General features: G+C 61.3%; 19 protein-coding genes. 13 read left to right on the top strand and 6 right to left on the bottom strand.

The features are described 5' to 3' along the window. Window positions 1–6 precede the first annotated feature (6 nt). Entirely contained in the window at window positions 7–1,179 is a 1,173-nt protein-coding gene (locus tag AB8B33_RS10330) for a DUF1501 domain-containing protein (protein WP_113321576.1), read from the top strand. Between the two features lie 30 nt (window positions 1,180–1,209). On the opposite strand, the gene AB8B33_RS10325 is transcribed toward AB8B33_RS10330, so the two are convergent. Both AB8B33_RS10325 and AB8B33_RS10320 read right to left on the bottom strand, forming a co-directional pair. After that, the gene (locus tag AB8B33_RS10325; protein ID WP_113321586.1) at window positions 1,210–1,794 is read right to left on the bottom strand and encodes a hypothetical protein; all 585 of its coding nucleotides are present in this window, start codon (window positions 1,792–1,794) and stop codon (window positions 1,210–1,212) included. A 4-nt stretch (window positions 1,795–1,798) separates the two neighbouring features. Beyond that, window positions 1,799–2,185, bottom strand: coding sequence for an acyl-CoA thioesterase (locus tag AB8B33_RS10320; RefSeq protein ID WP_007816464.1), 387 nt, complete (start codon window positions 2,183–2,185; stop codon window positions 1,799–1,801). Between the two features lie 298 nt (window positions 2,186–2,483). On the opposite strand from AB8B33_RS10320, the gene AB8B33_RS10315 reads away from it, so the two are divergent. Further along, window positions 2,484–4,304 (top strand): methyl-accepting chemotaxis protein, encoded by a 1,821-nt coding sequence (locus tag AB8B33_RS10315; RefSeq protein ID WP_439015282.1) that lies wholly within the window; start codon window positions 2,484–2,486, stop codon window positions 4,302–4,304. Between the two features lie 90 nt (window positions 4,305–4,394). Here the strand turns inward: AB8B33_RS10315 and AB8B33_RS10310 are convergent, their stop codons facing one another. Together AB8B33_RS10310 and AB8B33_RS10305 are read right to left on the bottom strand one after the other, a co-directional pair. Then, window positions 4,395–4,826, bottom strand: coding sequence for a nuclear transport factor 2 family protein (locus tag AB8B33_RS10310; protein WP_439015281.1), 432 nt, complete (start codon window positions 4,824–4,826; stop codon window positions 4,395–4,397). Window positions 4,827–4,959: 133 nt separating this feature from the next. Further along, window positions 4,960–5,343 (bottom strand): DUF4440 domain-containing protein, encoded by a 384-nt coding sequence (locus AB8B33_RS10305; protein ID WP_439015280.1) that lies wholly within the window; start codon window positions 5,341–5,343, stop codon window positions 4,960–4,962. Between the two features lie 228 nt (window positions 5,344–5,571). Between AB8B33_RS10305 and AB8B33_RS10300 the strand changes: the two genes are divergently transcribed. After that, window positions 5,572–6,930 carry an extensin-like domain-containing protein gene (locus AB8B33_RS10300; RefSeq protein ID WP_439015279.1) on the top strand — a complete coding sequence of 453 codons (1,359 nt, stop codon included), beginning with the start codon at window positions 5,572–5,574 and terminating at the stop codon, window positions 6,928–6,930. Between the two features lie 7 nt (window positions 6,931–6,937). Here AB8B33_RS10300 and AB8B33_RS10295 read toward each other — a convergent pair whose 3' ends face one another. Further along, entirely contained in the window at window positions 6,938–7,120 is a 183-nt protein-coding gene (locus AB8B33_RS10295; RefSeq protein WP_439015278.1) for a hypothetical protein, read from the bottom strand. Window positions 7,121–7,225: 105 nt separating this feature from the next. On the opposite strand from AB8B33_RS10295, the gene AB8B33_RS10290 reads away from it, so the two are divergent. Then, window positions 7,226–7,807, top strand: coding sequence for a chloramphenicol phosphotransferase (locus tag AB8B33_RS10290; RefSeq protein ID WP_439015277.1), 582 nt, complete (start codon window positions 7,226–7,228; stop codon window positions 7,805–7,807). A gap of 30 nt (window positions 7,808–7,837) precedes the next feature. Here AB8B33_RS10290 and AB8B33_RS10285 read toward each other — a convergent pair whose 3' ends face one another. After that, on the bottom strand, window positions 7,838–8,194 hold the full coding sequence (locus tag AB8B33_RS10285) for a VOC family protein (RefSeq protein WP_439017224.1): 357 nt from the start codon (window positions 8,192–8,194) through the stop codon (window positions 7,838–7,840). A 332-nt stretch (window positions 8,195–8,526) separates the two neighbouring features. On the opposite strand from AB8B33_RS10285, the gene AB8B33_RS10280 reads away from it, so the two are divergent. The 9 genes from AB8B33_RS10280 (at window position 8,527) to AB8B33_RS10240 (ending at window position 14,886) form a co-directional block, all read left to right on the top strand. After that, window positions 8,527–8,916 (top strand): c-type cytochrome, encoded by a 390-nt coding sequence (locus tag AB8B33_RS10280; RefSeq protein ID WP_113186269.1) that lies wholly within the window; start codon window positions 8,527–8,529, stop codon window positions 8,914–8,916. 163 nt (window positions 8,917–9,079) lie between these two features. Further along, entirely contained in the window at window positions 9,080–9,898 is an 819-nt protein-coding gene (locus AB8B33_RS10275; RefSeq protein ID WP_439015276.1) for a cytochrome c oxidase subunit II, read from the top strand. A gap of 87 nt (window positions 9,899–9,985) precedes the next feature. Then, window positions 9,986–11,755 (top strand): cytochrome c oxidase subunit I, encoded by a 1,770-nt coding sequence (ctaD, locus tag AB8B33_RS10270; RefSeq protein WP_439015275.1) that lies wholly within the window; start codon window positions 9,986–9,988, stop codon window positions 11,753–11,755. Beyond that, window positions 11,752–12,465: a cytochrome c oxidase subunit 3 gene (locus AB8B33_RS10265; protein ID WP_310387917.1), complete on the top strand. Its 714-nt coding sequence runs from the start codon at window positions 11,752–11,754 to the stop codon at window positions 12,463–12,465. The genes ctaD and AB8B33_RS10265 overlap by 4 nt, the downstream gene beginning before the upstream one ends. A gap of 11 nt (window positions 12,466–12,476) precedes the next feature. After that, window positions 12,477–13,196: a heme-copper oxidase subunit III family protein gene (locus AB8B33_RS10260; protein WP_113321567.1), complete on the top strand. Its 720-nt coding sequence runs from the start codon at window positions 12,477–12,479 to the stop codon at window positions 13,194–13,196. Window positions 13,197–13,203: 7 nt separating this feature from the next. Next, complete coding sequence (locus AB8B33_RS10255; RefSeq protein ID WP_439015274.1) at window positions 13,204–13,569, top strand: cytochrome C oxidase subunit IV family protein; 366 nt, start codon at window positions 13,204–13,206, stop codon at window positions 13,567–13,569. Window positions 13,570–13,775: 206 nt separating this feature from the next. Further along, window positions 13,776–14,012 carry a hypothetical protein gene (locus AB8B33_RS10250; RefSeq protein ID WP_037103012.1) on the top strand — a complete coding sequence of 79 codons (237 nt, stop codon included), beginning with the start codon at window positions 13,776–13,778 and terminating at the stop codon, window positions 14,010–14,012. A 7-nt stretch (window positions 14,013–14,019) separates the two neighbouring features. Further along, window positions 14,020–14,310 (top strand): hypothetical protein, encoded by a 291-nt coding sequence (locus AB8B33_RS10245; protein WP_113321565.1) that lies wholly within the window; start codon window positions 14,020–14,022, stop codon window positions 14,308–14,310. Window positions 14,311–14,403: 93 nt separating this feature from the next. After that, window positions 14,404–14,886 carry a GNAT family N-acetyltransferase gene (locus tag AB8B33_RS10240; protein WP_439015271.1) on the top strand — a complete coding sequence of 161 codons (483 nt, stop codon included), beginning with the start codon at window positions 14,404–14,406 and terminating at the stop codon, window positions 14,884–14,886. Window positions 14,887–14,888: the final 2 nt, after the last annotated feature.

Raw genomic sequence — 14,888 nt, 5'->3', positions numbered from 1 at the left:
CCTGTCATGACAGAGTTTACGCTTTCGCGCCGCGGCTTTCTCACTTCCGCGTGCTGTCTCGCCGCAGCCCCGATCTTCACACCGGTCACTTTTGCGGCCATGCCCGGCGACAAGCGCTTCGTGACGATCGTGCTGCGCGGGGCGATGGACGGGCTCGATCTGGTGCAGCCCTATGCCGAGCCCGGCTTTGCGGCTCTGCGGCCGACCTTGGCGCTGACGCCGGACAAGGGGCTCATCGATCTCGACGGGCATTTCGGGCTCAATCCGGCGGCCGCCGATCTCATGCCGCTGTGGAGGGCGAAAGAGCTTGCCTTCGTGCATGCGGTCTCCACGCCCTATCGCGACCAGCGCAGCCATTTCGATGGGCAGGACATGCTGGAATCCGGCGGCGAACATGTGGCGGAGGAAAAGACCGGCTGGCTGAACCGGGCGCTTGCCGTCATCCCGCGCTCGGATGCGAGGAAGGCGATCGACGTCAACACCTCCACCGAGCTGATCCTGACCGGGCCGAACAATGTCGATGTCTGGGCGTCGGATTCCAATCTCGGGCCGGCCAAGGACGAGATGCAGTTCCTGATGCGGCTTTACGCCGGCGATCCGGCTTTCGCGAAAGCAATGGACGAGGCGATGCGGGCAAATAGCGCCTCCATGATGGCCGAACCCTCCGGGCAGCGCGGCGAGAAGATCACCGATGTGGCGGCTCTTGCCGGCAATATGCTGAAGGGCGATTACCGCATCGCCAGCTTCTCGATTACCGGCTGGGATACGCATGTCGGCCAGCTCGGTCAGTTCAAGCGGCCGGTGCAGGATCTGGCGCAGGCGATCACGACGCTGAAAGCCACGATGGGTGCCGATCTCTGGTCGAAGACGGTGGTGCTTGCGATGACGGAATTCGGCCGCACCGTGCGTGAAAACGGCTCGGGCGGGACGGATCACGGCACGGGTGGCTGTGCGGTGCTTGCGGGCGGGGCAGTCGATGGCGGGCGTATTCTCGGCAGATGGCCAGGGCTTGCCGATGGTGCGCTGCTTGATGACCGGGACCTGATGCCGACGGCGGATGTGCGGGAGCTGGCGGCGGCGATGCTCTACCGGCAGTTCGATGTATCGGCGGAGGATCTGACGGGGAAGATCTTTCCGGGGCTGAGTTTTGACAAGGGGTCGCAGTTTTTGCGGGCTTGATGGGGCCTTCTATTCAGAGGGCTCAACACCTCAAATGAAATCATACAGCCGGAAGATCCACGTGATCTGGTAGATGAGGCCAGCGCTGACGAACACCGCATGAAACCGCCGGTTCGCCGTCCAGGCCGCCACGATGCACAGCACGATATAGACGGCATTGCGCGCCGGATATTCCCATCCGAGTGCTGCCAGATACGGCTTGCCCTTCAGCAGCGTATCGAGAAAATCCACCACATAGGTCACGGCCAGCATGCCGAAGAACCATCTGCGCCGCGAGATGAAATATTCCTCGTAGCCACCGTAATCCTCGATCGTCGTCGGGAAGATCAGCACGCAGAGGAAGAAGAACAGGCAGCAGAAACTGATGAGGAACAGGTAGACGCCGAAGGAGATGACGGCGAGCGACTGCAGGCGATATTCCCACCACCAGAAATGGATGATGAAGAGGAACATCGAGGCGACCCAGCCGAGATGCACCCAGTAGACCCTGAACTTGCCGGGCGACTGCACGATGCCGCCGAGGCCAGTCAGCAGGCGGGCGAGCGAGAGGCCGATCACCATCGACATCACGGTCCGGATGTAGACGTAGACTTCCGGTGTCGCGGCCGCCTGCATCATCTCACTCCTGCGGAACGACCTTGGGTTTGCCGTCTTCGTCGAGCGCCACCATGATGAAGGTGCCGGCGGTGACCTTTTCCTGCTGATTGTAGCGCGAGCGGTGCGCCCAGGCTTCCACGCGCAGCGTGATCGAAGTGCGCCCGACCCGCTCCACCTCGGTATAGATGGACAGCGTATCGCCGATCTTGACCGGCAGTTCGAAGGCCATTTCTTTCACCGCCGCGGTGACCACGCGGCCCCTGGCGCGCTCGGCGGCGCGGATGCCGCTTGCCAGGTCCATCTGCGCCATGACCCAGCCGCCGAAGATATCGCCGGCCGGATTGGCGTCCCCGGGCATGGCGAGCGTACGTAGCGTCAGTTCGCCTGTCGGCTTGGCGGCATCGGTCATCAGGGGCTCTCCGTTTGGCCGGTGATTCATCTGGAATCACCCTAATGCAAAGGCCAGCCGGTGGGAAAGGGCGCAAAAATACAGGTTTGCGCAACGCCTGTAAAAAATATCAGGCGGCTGCAGAAGAATCTCAACCGTTAAAATTCGGTTCGAATTCAAATGCTTGATCTTGCAGCGGGGCTGCGCCCGATTGCCTCACGTAGCGTTATTTGATCACATTCTAATCAAGTTTTACCGTCCGGTAAGCGGCTCATATCAGTATCTGATGATTGTCACACATGAGAGCTGCCGGAACCCCATGCGCAACATCAGGATTTCAACCCGCCTCTACAGCCTCGTCGCCTTCGCGCTTGCCGTGCTTGCCGCGACGATGATCTTCTTCCTCAACTATTCCTATCGGGAGCTGGAAGCCGAGCGTAAAGCCGGGCTGGCGCAGATGGATGCGACGGCGCTTGCCATCTTCGACAAATATTACAAGCTGGAGCAGGCGGGCACGATGACCCGCGAGCAGGCGCAGACGGCGGCCAAGGAAGTGATCGCTTCCATGCGCTATGGCGGCGGCACCGGCTATTTCTGGATCAATGACATGCATCCGACGATGGTGATGCATCCGGTCAAGCCCGAGCTCAACGGCACGGACCTGACGCAGAACAAGGATCCGAACGGCAAGTTCCTGTTCGTCGAATTCGTCAATACGGTGAAGGCGAGCGGGCAGGGTTTCGTGGATTACTACTGGCCGAAGCCGGGCGCCGACCAGCCGGTACTGAAATACTCGCATGTGGCGGGCTTTCAGCCCTGGGGTTGGATCGTCGGCACCGGCGTCTATTCGGATGACCTTGCAGCGCTCTATCGCCAGAACGCGATCTGGACGGCCGTGGTCGGTCTCATCGGCGCGCTCGTTACCCTTGCCATCGCCTATGCGATCGTGCGCAGCGTGACGGCGCCGGTTGCGCGCCTGAAGGCGGCGATGAATGCGATTGCCGATGAGAATGCTTCGGTCGATATCACGGATGCCGACCGGCGCGACGAGATCGGCCAGATGGCGAAATCGCTGATTGTGCTGCGCGACTCCGTTGCCGAGCGCGCCGAACTGCGCGTTCGTGAAGACGAGCGCCAGCGGGAGATCGAAAGCGAACGGCGCGGCAACGAGGCGAGCCTGCGCTCGTCTTCAGAACGCCAGACGGCGGCGATGCACGCGCTCGGCGCCGGCCTGGAGCGGCTTGCGGCCGGCGACCTGACGGTCGCGATCGACGATCTCGGCCATGATTATGCGAAGCTCCGCTCCGATTTCAACGCGGCGGTAGATGCGCTCAACGGCGTCATCCATGCGATCGCGGAATCCAGCCATATCGTCAATGACAGCGCCCGGGACATCAGCGATGCGACCGGTAATCTTTCCAAGCGCACTGAGCAGCAGGCCGCAGCGCTCGAGGAAACCGCCGCAGCGCTCGACGAGATCACCGCGACGGTCCGCACCGCCTCCGAGCGCGCCAACGAGGCGCGCAGCATGGTGGCGGAGACGAAGACGAGCGCCGGCAAATCCGGCGAGATCGTTCGCAATGCCGTCTCGGCCATGAGCCGCATCGAGGATAGTTCGAGCCGCATCAACCAGATCATCGGCGTGATCGACGAGATCGCCTTCCAGACGAACCTGCTGGCGCTTAACGCCGGCGTAGAAGCAGCGCGTGCAGGCGAAGCCGGCCGCGGTTTTGCCGTCGTGGCGCAGGAAGTGCGCGAGCTTGCCCAACGCTCGGCCAATGCGGCCAAGGAGATCAAGACGCTGATTTCAAGCTCGGCAGCCGAAGTCGAGGGTGGCGTGGCGCTGGTGCGCTCCACGGGTGACGCGCTGGTCGAGATCGTGGCGCTGGTCAACCGCGTCAACGCCCATGTCGACTCCATCGCGACTGCCGCCCGCGAACAGGCAACCGGGCTGCATGAGATCAACACCTCCGTCAACCACATGGACCAGATGACCCAGCAGAACGCCGCGATGGTCGAGGAAACGACAGCCGCGAGCCAGACGCTCGCGGAGGAAAGCCAGCAGCTGCGGGCGCTATTGTCGAAATTCCGCCTGCGCGACCAGACGGGGCAGGGTGCGCGATACGGCCGGGCTGCTTGATAGGCTGGTGACGATCTGACGAGAAAGGGCCGCGGCATTGCGCGGCCCTTTGTTTTTCCTCCGAAGGCAGATCAGGCCTGGCACCAGGCGTCAGCCAATACCGTGTTGCTTCAAGAGCGCCTGTTCATCGCCTGAAACCCAGCCGAAGACTTTCGCCTCTCCATGCAGAAGCTGCACGAGGTAGTGCACATCAAAGTCGATTTTCGCGTCCGGCTGGTTCTTTCGGGCGTAAGTCGCCCTCCAGGCGACATGCGCCACATAGTGGCTCTCGTCGATTGGCGAGAGGCGAACATGCCGAAGCGTCATCTCCTTGGTGCCGATGGAGCGATAGTGCTCATAGCCCTGTGTCATCATCCGCTTGAGCTCTTCATCATTCTTGCCGGAAATGACCCCGGCAGGCGTGGCGGCGATGACATCAGAGGCATAGAGGGAGGCGACCTCATCCATATCGGCTTTGCCTGCGAGAGCCTGCCGGAAAAGGCGTTCATAGCGCTCGAACAGTTTACTTACCGCTGCTTCCATCGGCTGCTTTCCAGAGTAAGGACCGGGCGCCTGGTGCAGTAGTTATGGTGCTGGCTTGAGATGCCAATAGGTCCGAAAGCAACGACCAGCATTTGCCGGATCACCAGAGCTCAATCGGCAATCAGTTGCGACGCTACGGCCGGGTCGGCGTGCCCTGGTGGAAGAGCAGCTGCCATCGCCGTCCATCATGTTTCCAGATGGAGCTGCGCAGCACATGCCGCTCGGAGCCATCCGCCTGCCTGCGCCAGGTACGATAGGTCAGCAGGGCAGCATCGGCCGAAATCGGCGTCAAGGCATAGTCGCCGGAATGCAGTTCGTCGTTATCGGCGCTGTCGTCTTCCCGCAGCAGAAGCCCGATCATGACGTCGCGGCGATAAACCGTTCCCGATGCGCCGAATTCGCCAAAGCCATCTGCCAGCAAGTCTTCCAAGGCTTCGCGGGAGCGACGTATCTCCGGCCGATGCAGGGCTTCTTCAAGCGTGCGGAGATCTTCTATGCGGATCTCGGGTGGGGTCATAGGGGTCTGTGCCTCTCGAAGTTTGCCGGAAAGCTAGAGCAGGCCGGCTCATGGCAACAGCTCTTGTGTGCTGGGATACGTTTTAATCCTGCGGTGTGGAGATACCTCTCTAACGAGTGCGAACGCTCGCGATCAGTCAATCTCCACACGTAAAGCTTTCATTCACCGTTTTTAATTAAATTTGAATCGAGGTTTTCCGATCACAGGCCGCATGCGGAAGCGATAAGTATGGCGTTTCTTTCCCTTCTCCGGCGTACCGCCCTGCCAATCCTGCTTTCCACGGCGTTGACGACCTGTTCGATCAGCGATGGGTTGGTGCCGCCTGAGAATGTCGATAGCAGCACGCGTGTCAGCTCCATTTCGCCGGTGCGGGGCGGGGCGATGCGCATGGCTCCGGTCCAGAGCCAGCAACCCTATCCCGTCGCCAGCGCGCCCGTCGGCAATACGCAGGGGCAGATCGATTATCTCGATACGCCAAACCTTGCCGGAACGGGCCAGCAGATGCGCGCGCCGGCACAGCAATCGGCGCCTATGGCCGTGCCGCAGCGGGGGCAGCGACGCTTGCCTATGATCGATAGCGATGAAGCCTTGGCGCAACAGAGTCAGCAACAGGCATCCAACGGCAACTGGGGCGGCGTGCAGCCGCTCGCCGTTCCCCAGGGCGGCGTCAACATGGATGAGGAGCTCGGCGCAGGGCCGGGCAATCAGCCGGTCGTCGGCCTGGCGCAAGAGCAACAGCAGCAGATCGCCGAGGGCAATGCCACCGAACCTGTTGTCGACGGCATCGGCACGGAAAATCCCACGCAGATCAATCAGCGGAACATGCCGCAACCGGTCGCGGCTGCGCAGATGAGCCGCGCGCCGGTACGTGTCGCTCGGGGCAATGGTGCCCAGACCTGGAGCGACGGCAGCCCAGTTCTGGCGCCGACGCGCGTGCCCGAGGAGGATGAGCCGGAAGAGGTCGCCATGCTGCGGCCGAACAACCCCATGATGAGCGAGCCGGCAGCCCCCATCGATCCCGGCGCCATGCCGGCCTCGGAACTCTCCTGCCGGCGCGAGCTGAAACGCATGGGGGTGATCTTCGAGGATCGCCCGCCGATCTCCAACGGGCCGGCCTGCCAGGTGCCATACCCGGTGTCGCTGAAGGGCCTCTCCGGCAATATCGGCGTCAAGCCGGCGGTGATCCTGAATTGCCAGGTGACGCTCGCCTTCGCCAAATGGGTGAAGAACGAGCTCGCACCATCGGCCCGCTTCCGTTACTGGACCGGCATTCAGACAATCGAGCCGCTCGGCGGCTATTCCTGCCGGCGCATGAACAACAGCCGCCAGAGATACAATCCGATTTCGGAACATGCGAAGGGCAATGCCATCGATGTCGGCAAGTTCGTGCTGAAGAACGGCCACAAGATCGATGTGCGCAAGAAGGGGCTGTTCTCCTTCCGCGAAGGGCGCCTATTGAAGGCCGTGCGCAGCGACAGTTGCAATTATTTCACGACGGTACTTGGCCCGGGCTATAATCCGGAGCACTGGAACCATTTCCATTTTGATCTGATGTCGCGCAGGGGCGGAAGAGCCGTCTGCAAATAGGCGGAGATTACCGGAAGATCTGCGTCACTGCGATGGTCCCGACGATGGCGGCGTTGAAGCTGTCCATCTTTTCGGTCGGTATCCAGTATTCGAAATGCGCCCGGCCGCCGGCTTCCCGATGCCTTATGGCATCTTCGTGGTGGCGGTCGTTTGCGGTCCCCGCGACATCGAAAATTGGCTCGACTGACAACAAGCCCTTCGAAATTGAAGCGCTCGCTCAAGCCCCTTGCAGACGGTGGTGCAAGCGGTCAGATTGCCGGCATAGCTTAAGCAATATTATCGAAGTTGTGCTCTCATGACCGGCATTTTCCTCCTGCTCATCGGCTTTCCCGGTACCGGCAAGCTCACCATCGCCAAGCGGCTGAGCCCGCTCATTTCGGCAAAAATCATCGACAATCACTGGGTCAACAATCCGGTCCTCGGCGTTCTCGATCACGATCTGACAAAGCCGCTGCCAGAGGCTATCTGGGAGCAGACGGGAAGGGTGCGGCAGGCGGTGCTGGATACGATCGTCGCTTTCAGCACACCGTCAGCCAATTTCATCTTCACCCATGCCGGCATTCAGGGCGATGAGCGCAGCCACCGAACCTTCCGGCAGATTGCCGAAGCTGCCGAAGGGCGGGGCGCATTGCTGGTGCCGGTGCGATTGCTTTGCGAGGCGGAGGAGTTGGCGCGGCGGGTGGCGATACCGGAGCGGCGAGAGCGGCTGAAATCGGTCAATGCCGAGGCCTCGCTGGAGCGCAGCCGGACGCTGCAGGTGCTCGATCCCGAGCATGCGAATACGCTCAACCTGGATGTTACCTCGCTCTCAGCAGAGGAGGGTGCGGATGCCATTCATCGGCACGTGCAGGATCTCCTGAGTCTGCTGTGCGGCTGAAAGCGCGGGGCCCGAGGCTTCGGGTCAATGTCAGGTCCGGAAGGCCCGGCTGGAAACCTGGATCGAGTTCTGACACGGGTCTTTTGCATTGGCGTAGACATAGCCGTCCGCCTTGTGGATCGGCCCGAATGTCAGGCCGTTGCCGGCGCATTCGGCACAGAAGGATTCGACGTTCTCGACATCGAAGACCAGCTTGACGATGGACTGGCCGCGGCGCTGCCCCTTGGCGGCCTGATGCAGCATGATATTGGCGCCGCCATCCTGCCCGACCAGCTCGACGATGCGGTCGCCGGGCAGCCGCATGCGCTTGAAGCCGAAATATGTCTCGTAGAATGCGGCGGTTTCCTCGACATCGCCGGCGTAGATCACCAATCGGTTCAGTGGCAAGACAGCCTCCAGTGACGTCATGTTCGATGCGCCTGCACCGGCACTTGCGGTGGAGTTTGCCATGGGCCATCCTGCCGGAACAGACTGCTTTTGTCTGCTCTGCCGCATGCCGGCCAGATATTTGCGCAGAAGACCATTGCCGCGGTGCGCAGGCAGGGTCACTCAGCCTGATGGTTTCGGCCTTCCCATCCGTTCCCCAGCTCCGAATTGGGGAGCCGATTGACTTGCTTCCGCGAAAGATTAAGCTTTGAGACGTAGCAACCACCATCTGCGCACGAATGTGAGCGGAAGGTGTGAGTGGCTGGGCGACCTTGAGGAGGATGAGGTTTGCCGTGGATTACCGTGTTGTTCTGCTGATCGCTGCATCCGTGTTTGCCCTTTCCCCTGGTAAGTCAGGGGCGCAGGAGGGCGATGCCAATGCGGGTGCCGTTGTTTTCAAGAAATGCGCGACCTGTCATATCGTCGATTCCGATACGAACAAGGTCGGTCCGTCACTGAACGGGGTGCTCGGCAGGAAGGCCGGGACGCATCCCGATTTCGCTTATTCAGCTTCGATGAAGGCGGCCGGCGATGGCGGGCTCGTCTGGGACGAGGCGACGCTGCGCGATTATCTGCACAATCCGAGAGTGAAGGTGAAGGGCACGAAAATGGCCTTCGTCGGCCTCAAGGATGATCAGGAAATCACCGATCTCATCGCCTATCTCAAGCAATATTCCAAATGACGGGCAAGATTCCAGATGACGGCAATACTCCGAATGGCGGGTCGCGGACCATGTGGCCCCTGCCTAAATCGCCGTAATTGCCGATATTTTCTATCTGTGCGATAATAAATACGGACTTTTGCGGAATACGGTTTCACGGTCGACTGCTCAGGGAGGAGCGGAAATGGCTGTCGTGCTGATCCTCGTCCTTGTTGTCGTCGGCTCCGTGCTGTTTCATGTGCTGAGCCCGTGGTGGTGGACGCCGATCGCGTCCAACTGGAGCTATATCGACAGCACGCTCGTCATCACCTTCTGGATCACCGGTATCGTCTTCGTGGCGGTGATTTCCTTCATGGCCTATTGCGTGTTCCGCTTCCGGCACAAGCCAGGCAACCGGGCGCATTACGAGCCCGAGAACCGCAGGCTGGAAGTCTTGCTCGCCTCGGGAACGGCGGTCGGCGTCGCCGCCATGCTGGCGCCCGGCCTCATCGTGTGGAAACAGTTCATCACGGTGCCCCCAGATGCCGCATCGGTGGAGGTCGTCAGCCAGCAATGGCTGTGGAGCTTCCGCCTGCCGGGCGCTGACGGAAAGCTCGGCCGCGCCGAGACGCGCGATGTCACCGCCGAAAATTCACTCGGCCTCGACAAGAACGACGCAAGCGGCCTCGACGACGTCATCATCGAGGGCGGCGAGCTGCACCTGCCGATCGACAAGCCGGTGCACATATTGCTGCGCTCCGTCGATGTGCTCCACGATTTCTACGTGCCGGAATTCCGCGCCAAGATGGACATGATCCCCGGCATGGTCACCTATTTCTGGCTTACGCCGACACGGACGGGAACCTTCGAAATTCTCTGTGCCGAACTTTGCGGCGTCGGCCATCCGCAGATGCGCGGGACCGTCGTGGTCGACAACGCCGCAGACTATCAGACCTGGCTCGATCAGCAGCAGACATTCACCCAGCTTACGGCATCATCGGGAGATCCACCGCCGGCAAACTGAGCCGGCGAAGAGGGTTGGATGCCGCCGGCCGGTTAACCGGCGGAAGACGGCCGGAGGCCGCATCGGGAAGGAAAGGGAAGAGAGATCATGGTCGAGATTCCATCCGGCAGCATCCCCTCCGCCGAAGTCGAGGATGTCGAGCTTTATCATCCGCACAGCTGGTGGACCAAATATGTGTTCAGCCAGGATGCGAAGATCATCGCCGTGCAATATTCGATCACCGCCATCTCGATCGGCCTGGTGGCGCTGGTGCTCTCCTGGCTGATGCGGATTCAGCTCGCCTTTCCCGGCGCTCTCTCCTTCATCGATGCCGATCATTATTACCAGTTCATCACCATGCACGGCATGATCATGGTGATCTATCTCCTGACCGCGCTCTTCCTCGGCGGTTTTGGCAACTATCTCATTCCGCTGATGGTCGGCGCGCGCGACATGGTCTTCCCCTACGCGAACATGCTGAGCTACTGGATCTATCTGCTTGCGGTGCTGATCCTGGTCGCGGGCTTTTTCGTCCCCGGCGGCCCGACAGGGGCCGGCTGGACGCTTTATCCGCCGCAGTCGGTTCTGTCAGGCACGCCAGGCGGCAAGGACTGGGGCATCCTCCTGATGCTCAGCTCACTGATCGTCTTCATCATCGGTTTCACCATGGGCGGCCTGAACTATGTGGTGACGGTGCTGCAGGGACGGGCGCGCGGCATGACGCTGATGCGGATGCCACTCACCGTCTGGGGCATCTTCACCGCGACCGTGATGGCGCTGCTCGCCTTTCCAGCGCTCTTCGTCGCCTGCGTCATGATGCTCTTCGACCGCGTGCTTGGCACCAGCTTCTTCATGCCCGCCATCGTCGAGATGGGCACGCAGCTCCAGCATGGCGGCGGTAGCCCGATCCTCTTCCAGCACCTGTTCTGGTTCTTCGGCCATCCCGAGGTCTATATCGTGGCGCTGCCTGCCTTCGGCATCGTTTCGGACCTGATCAGCACGCATGCGCGCAAGAACATTTTCGGCTACCGCATGATGGTGTGGGCGATCGTCATCATCGGCGCGCTGAGTTTCGTCGTCTGGGCCCACCATATGTATGTCAGCGGCATGAACCCGGCCTTCGGCTTCTTCTTCGCCACCACGACGCTGATCATCGCCGTCCCAACGGCGATCAAGGTCTATAACTGGGTGCTGACGCTGTGGCGCGGCGACATCCACCTGACGCTGCCGATGCTCTTTGCGCTCGCCTTCATCGTCACCTTCGTCAATGGCGGGCTCACCGGTCTCTTCCTCGGCAACGTCGTCGTCGACGTGCCGCTGTCGGATACGATGTTCGTCGTCGCGCATTTCCACATGGTCATGGGGGTCGCGCCGATCCTCGTCATCTTCGGGGCGATCTATCACTGGTATCCGAAGGTGACGGGACGCATGCTGGACGAGACGCTCGGCCAGATCCACTTCTGGATCACCTTCCTCGGCACCTATGCCATCTTCTTTCCGATGCATTATCTCGGCCTGCTCGGCGTGCCGCGCCGCTATTTCGAGATGGGGGAGACGGCCTTCGTTCCGCCTTCGGCCCATACGCTGAACATCTTCATCACCGTCATGGCGCTGATCGTCGGGGCGGCACAGATCGTCTTCCTGTTCAATCTGGTCTGGAGCCTTTTCCGCGGCAGTGAGGCAGGCGGCAATCCGTGGCGGGCAACGACGCTCGAATGGCAGACGCCGCAGACGCCGCCTGCGCACGGCAACTGGGGCAAGGATCTGCCTGTCGTCTATCGCTGGGCCTATGACTATAGCGTGCCGGGCGCGGCGGAAGATTTCATCCCGCAGAATGTGCCGGCAAGCGATGGCGTCACCCGCGAGGTTCCGGCATGAACGTCATCCTGCTTTTCCTCGCCGCCATCGCCGCCATCATCATCTGGTGGCTGGCCGGGCAGCGGCTGACCTCGAAGCCGTGGCTCGAAACCGGCTCGGTGCAACTGCCGGATCGTCATGGCGTCGACCGGCCGCCGGTGCCGGCGGTGAAGATCGGCCTCTTCGTGTTTCTCGGCGTCGTCGGCGCGATCTTCAGCCTTGCCGTCAGCGCCTATTTCATGCGCATGGCCTCTGCCGACTGGTGGGGGATGCCGGTTCCCCGCCTGCTCTGGGTAAACACCGCAGCACTCGCCTTGAGCAGTGCCGCGCTGCAATGGGCCAAACGCGAAGCCCGGCACGGCCGCCTGGAAAGCCTGCGGCCGGCGCTTGTGACAGGCCTTGCGCTTGCGGTCTTCTTTCTCGTCGGGCAGATCCAGGCATGGCGGGAGCTTACGGCAGCCGGCTATGTGCTTGCCGACAATCCCGCCAACAGCTTCTTCTACATGCTGACCGGCCTGCACGGCCTGCATATTCTGGGCGGGCTTGCCGTGCTCACGCACACGACGGTCAGGGCATTTTCAGCCGACGTTCAACCGGAAAGGCTGCGGCTCAGCGTCGACCTCTCGGCCATCTATTCGCATTTCATGCTCGCCGTCTGGCTCCTGCTCTTCGCGCTCTTTGCCGGCTGGGCGAATGATTTCGTCGATCTCTGCCGCACATTACTGAACTAGGAGATTTGCAGATGGCACATCCTGTCCAGACACACGGCGAGCCCGGCCTCAGGCCGGCGGGTCTTCGCGGTGTCGCGGCCGATTTCAGTTCGGATCAGCGCGCCTTCAAGACCGCCTCCTGGGGCAAGGCGATGATGTGGATCTTTCTGCTCAGCGACACTTTCGTCTTCGGCTGCTTCCTGATCGCCTATATGACCGCCCGCATGTCGACGCCGGTCCCGTGGCCCAATCCGAGCGAGGTCTTTGCGCTGCATATCGGCGGCCAGGACGTTCCGCTGATCCTGATCGCGATCATGACCTTCGTGCTGATCTCGAGCAGCGGCACCATGGCGATGGCGGTCAATTTCGGCTATCGCCGCGACCGCCGCACGACCGCGATCCTGATGCTGCTGACGGCGGTTCTGGGCGCATGCTTCGTCGGCATGCAGGCCTTCGAATGGACGAAGCTGATCACCGAAGGCGTGCGCCCCTGGGAAAACCCGTGGGGGGCGGCGCAATTCGGCTCGACCTTCTTCATGATCACGGGCTTTCACGGCACGCACGTGACGATCGGCGTCATCTTCCTCCTCATCGTCGCCCGCAAGGTTTGGCGCGGCGATTTCGACGTGGAACGGCGTGGCTTCTTCACCAGCCGCAAAGGCCGCTACGAGGCCGTCGAGATCATGGGCCTCTACTGGCACTTCGTCGACCTTGTCTGGGTCTTCATCTTCGCATTTTTCTATCTGTGGTGAGGTCGTCATGAGCGAGACAACGGCGCATGCACAAGTCCAAACGGCGCATGCACAGGCACATACCGGACAGCAGCACCCGATCCGGCTCTATCTCCTCGTCTGGGGCCTGCTCTTCGTGCTCAGCGCGGCCTCCTACATGGTCGATTATCTCGGCATCCAGGGCTATCTGAGGTGGACGCTGATCCTGGTGTTCATGATGCTGAAGGCCGGCTTGATCGTCGCCGTCTTCATGCACATGGCCTGGGAGCGGCTGGCGCTCGTCTACGCCATCCTGCTGCCGCCGCTGCTGGTGCTGGTTTTCGTGGCGCTCATGGTATCGGAAGCGGACTATACGATCTTCACCCGGCTCGCCTTTTTTGGCGCCGGGCCGTAGAACACGCGGGTCCGAACTGCCGTCCTGACAGCAATGGCGAAATGCATTTGTTTTCCGTTCAAGGCGACGGCAGGGTCGCTTGCAGGCCCTGAAACGGGGCATAATGACAGGCTCCCAGGAAAATTTTTGCGTCCTGTATTTTGTGTGGAACTCTCTGCCTCTCTGCGCGTTTGGCAGCATCTTTATGGAGCGATCAGGAGGAGATCATGCAACCGAAGATCGGGGCGGATGCGCCTGCGGACCGCTGGATTGGTGCTGTGGAGCTTGCGATCGTGCAGAAGGCTTTCGACAAGCTTTGCGCGGAGCGCGGCTGGTCACGCGACTGCGCAGAGGCGCGCGAACTCGCTCGTATAACAATCGACCTTTACCGGCAGGGTGCTGACAGCGAATACAAGCTGCACACCATGCTGTCAGGCTCCGATTTCAAGACACCGGCCCTGTGAGGGGGCCATGAGCAATGTCGTAACATTCCCGCGCCGCAACCTCCGACCGCAGCGGCCATCCTATGTCGGCTCGGCAAGGCAGGTGGAGGGAAGGATCGCCATTCTGGAGACGATCGCGAAGATCACCGTTCGCGACAGCGCCTTCACGCCCTATGAACAGGCTGCCCTGCTGGCGAAGCTGAGAACCGCCATCCGGGCGGAATGCGTTGCGCACAAGCTGTCGCCGGAAGAACAGTTCGAGACGATGCGCTATGCCGAGCGGCTTCTCGACGATATCCTCGAAAGCGTCAACGACTGAACCGGCTGCCTTCACGTCATCTTGTTCCGCCGCACCCTTCCAGGCACCATGCCGCAGTTGCAGAGCGCCATCTCCTCATGCCAACATTCGATCATGCTGATCCGACCTGCCAGAGCGGAAGACCGCAGCGCCATCTGGATTATCCTGGAGCCTGTCATCCGGGCGGGTGAAACCTATACGCTCGACCGCGACATGAGCGAGGCCGATGCGCTCGGCTACTGGCTCGGTTCCGAGAAGGAAACATTCGTCGCCGATGACGGCGGCAGCATCATCGGCACCTATTATATCAAGGCCAATCAGGCAGGCGGCGGCAATCACGTCTGCAATTGCGGCTATATGACCGCGCCGGAGGCCGCGGGCCAGGGTGTGGCGCGCATCATGCACCAGCACTCGCTTGCCCATGCGCGCCAGCGCGGCTTCCGGGCCATGCAGTTCAATTTCGTCGTCAGTTCGAACGAGCGGGCAGTGCGGCTGTGGCAGTCGCTCGATTTTCAGGTGGTCGGCCGGCTTCCGGGTGCGTTTCGCCATCCCACACTTGGGTTTGTCGATGCGCTTGTCATGTACAGGGATCTCTGAGG

This window comes from Rhizobium sp. 768_B6_N1_8 (genome assembly GCF_051811225.1).
In the GTDB taxonomy this organism is placed as follows: Bacteria; Pseudomonadota; Alphaproteobacteria; order Rhizobiales; family Rhizobiaceae; genus Rhizobium.
The sequence above is the reverse complement of the archived record's forward strand: the minus strand, read 5'-3'. Positions and strand labels throughout refer to the sequence as shown.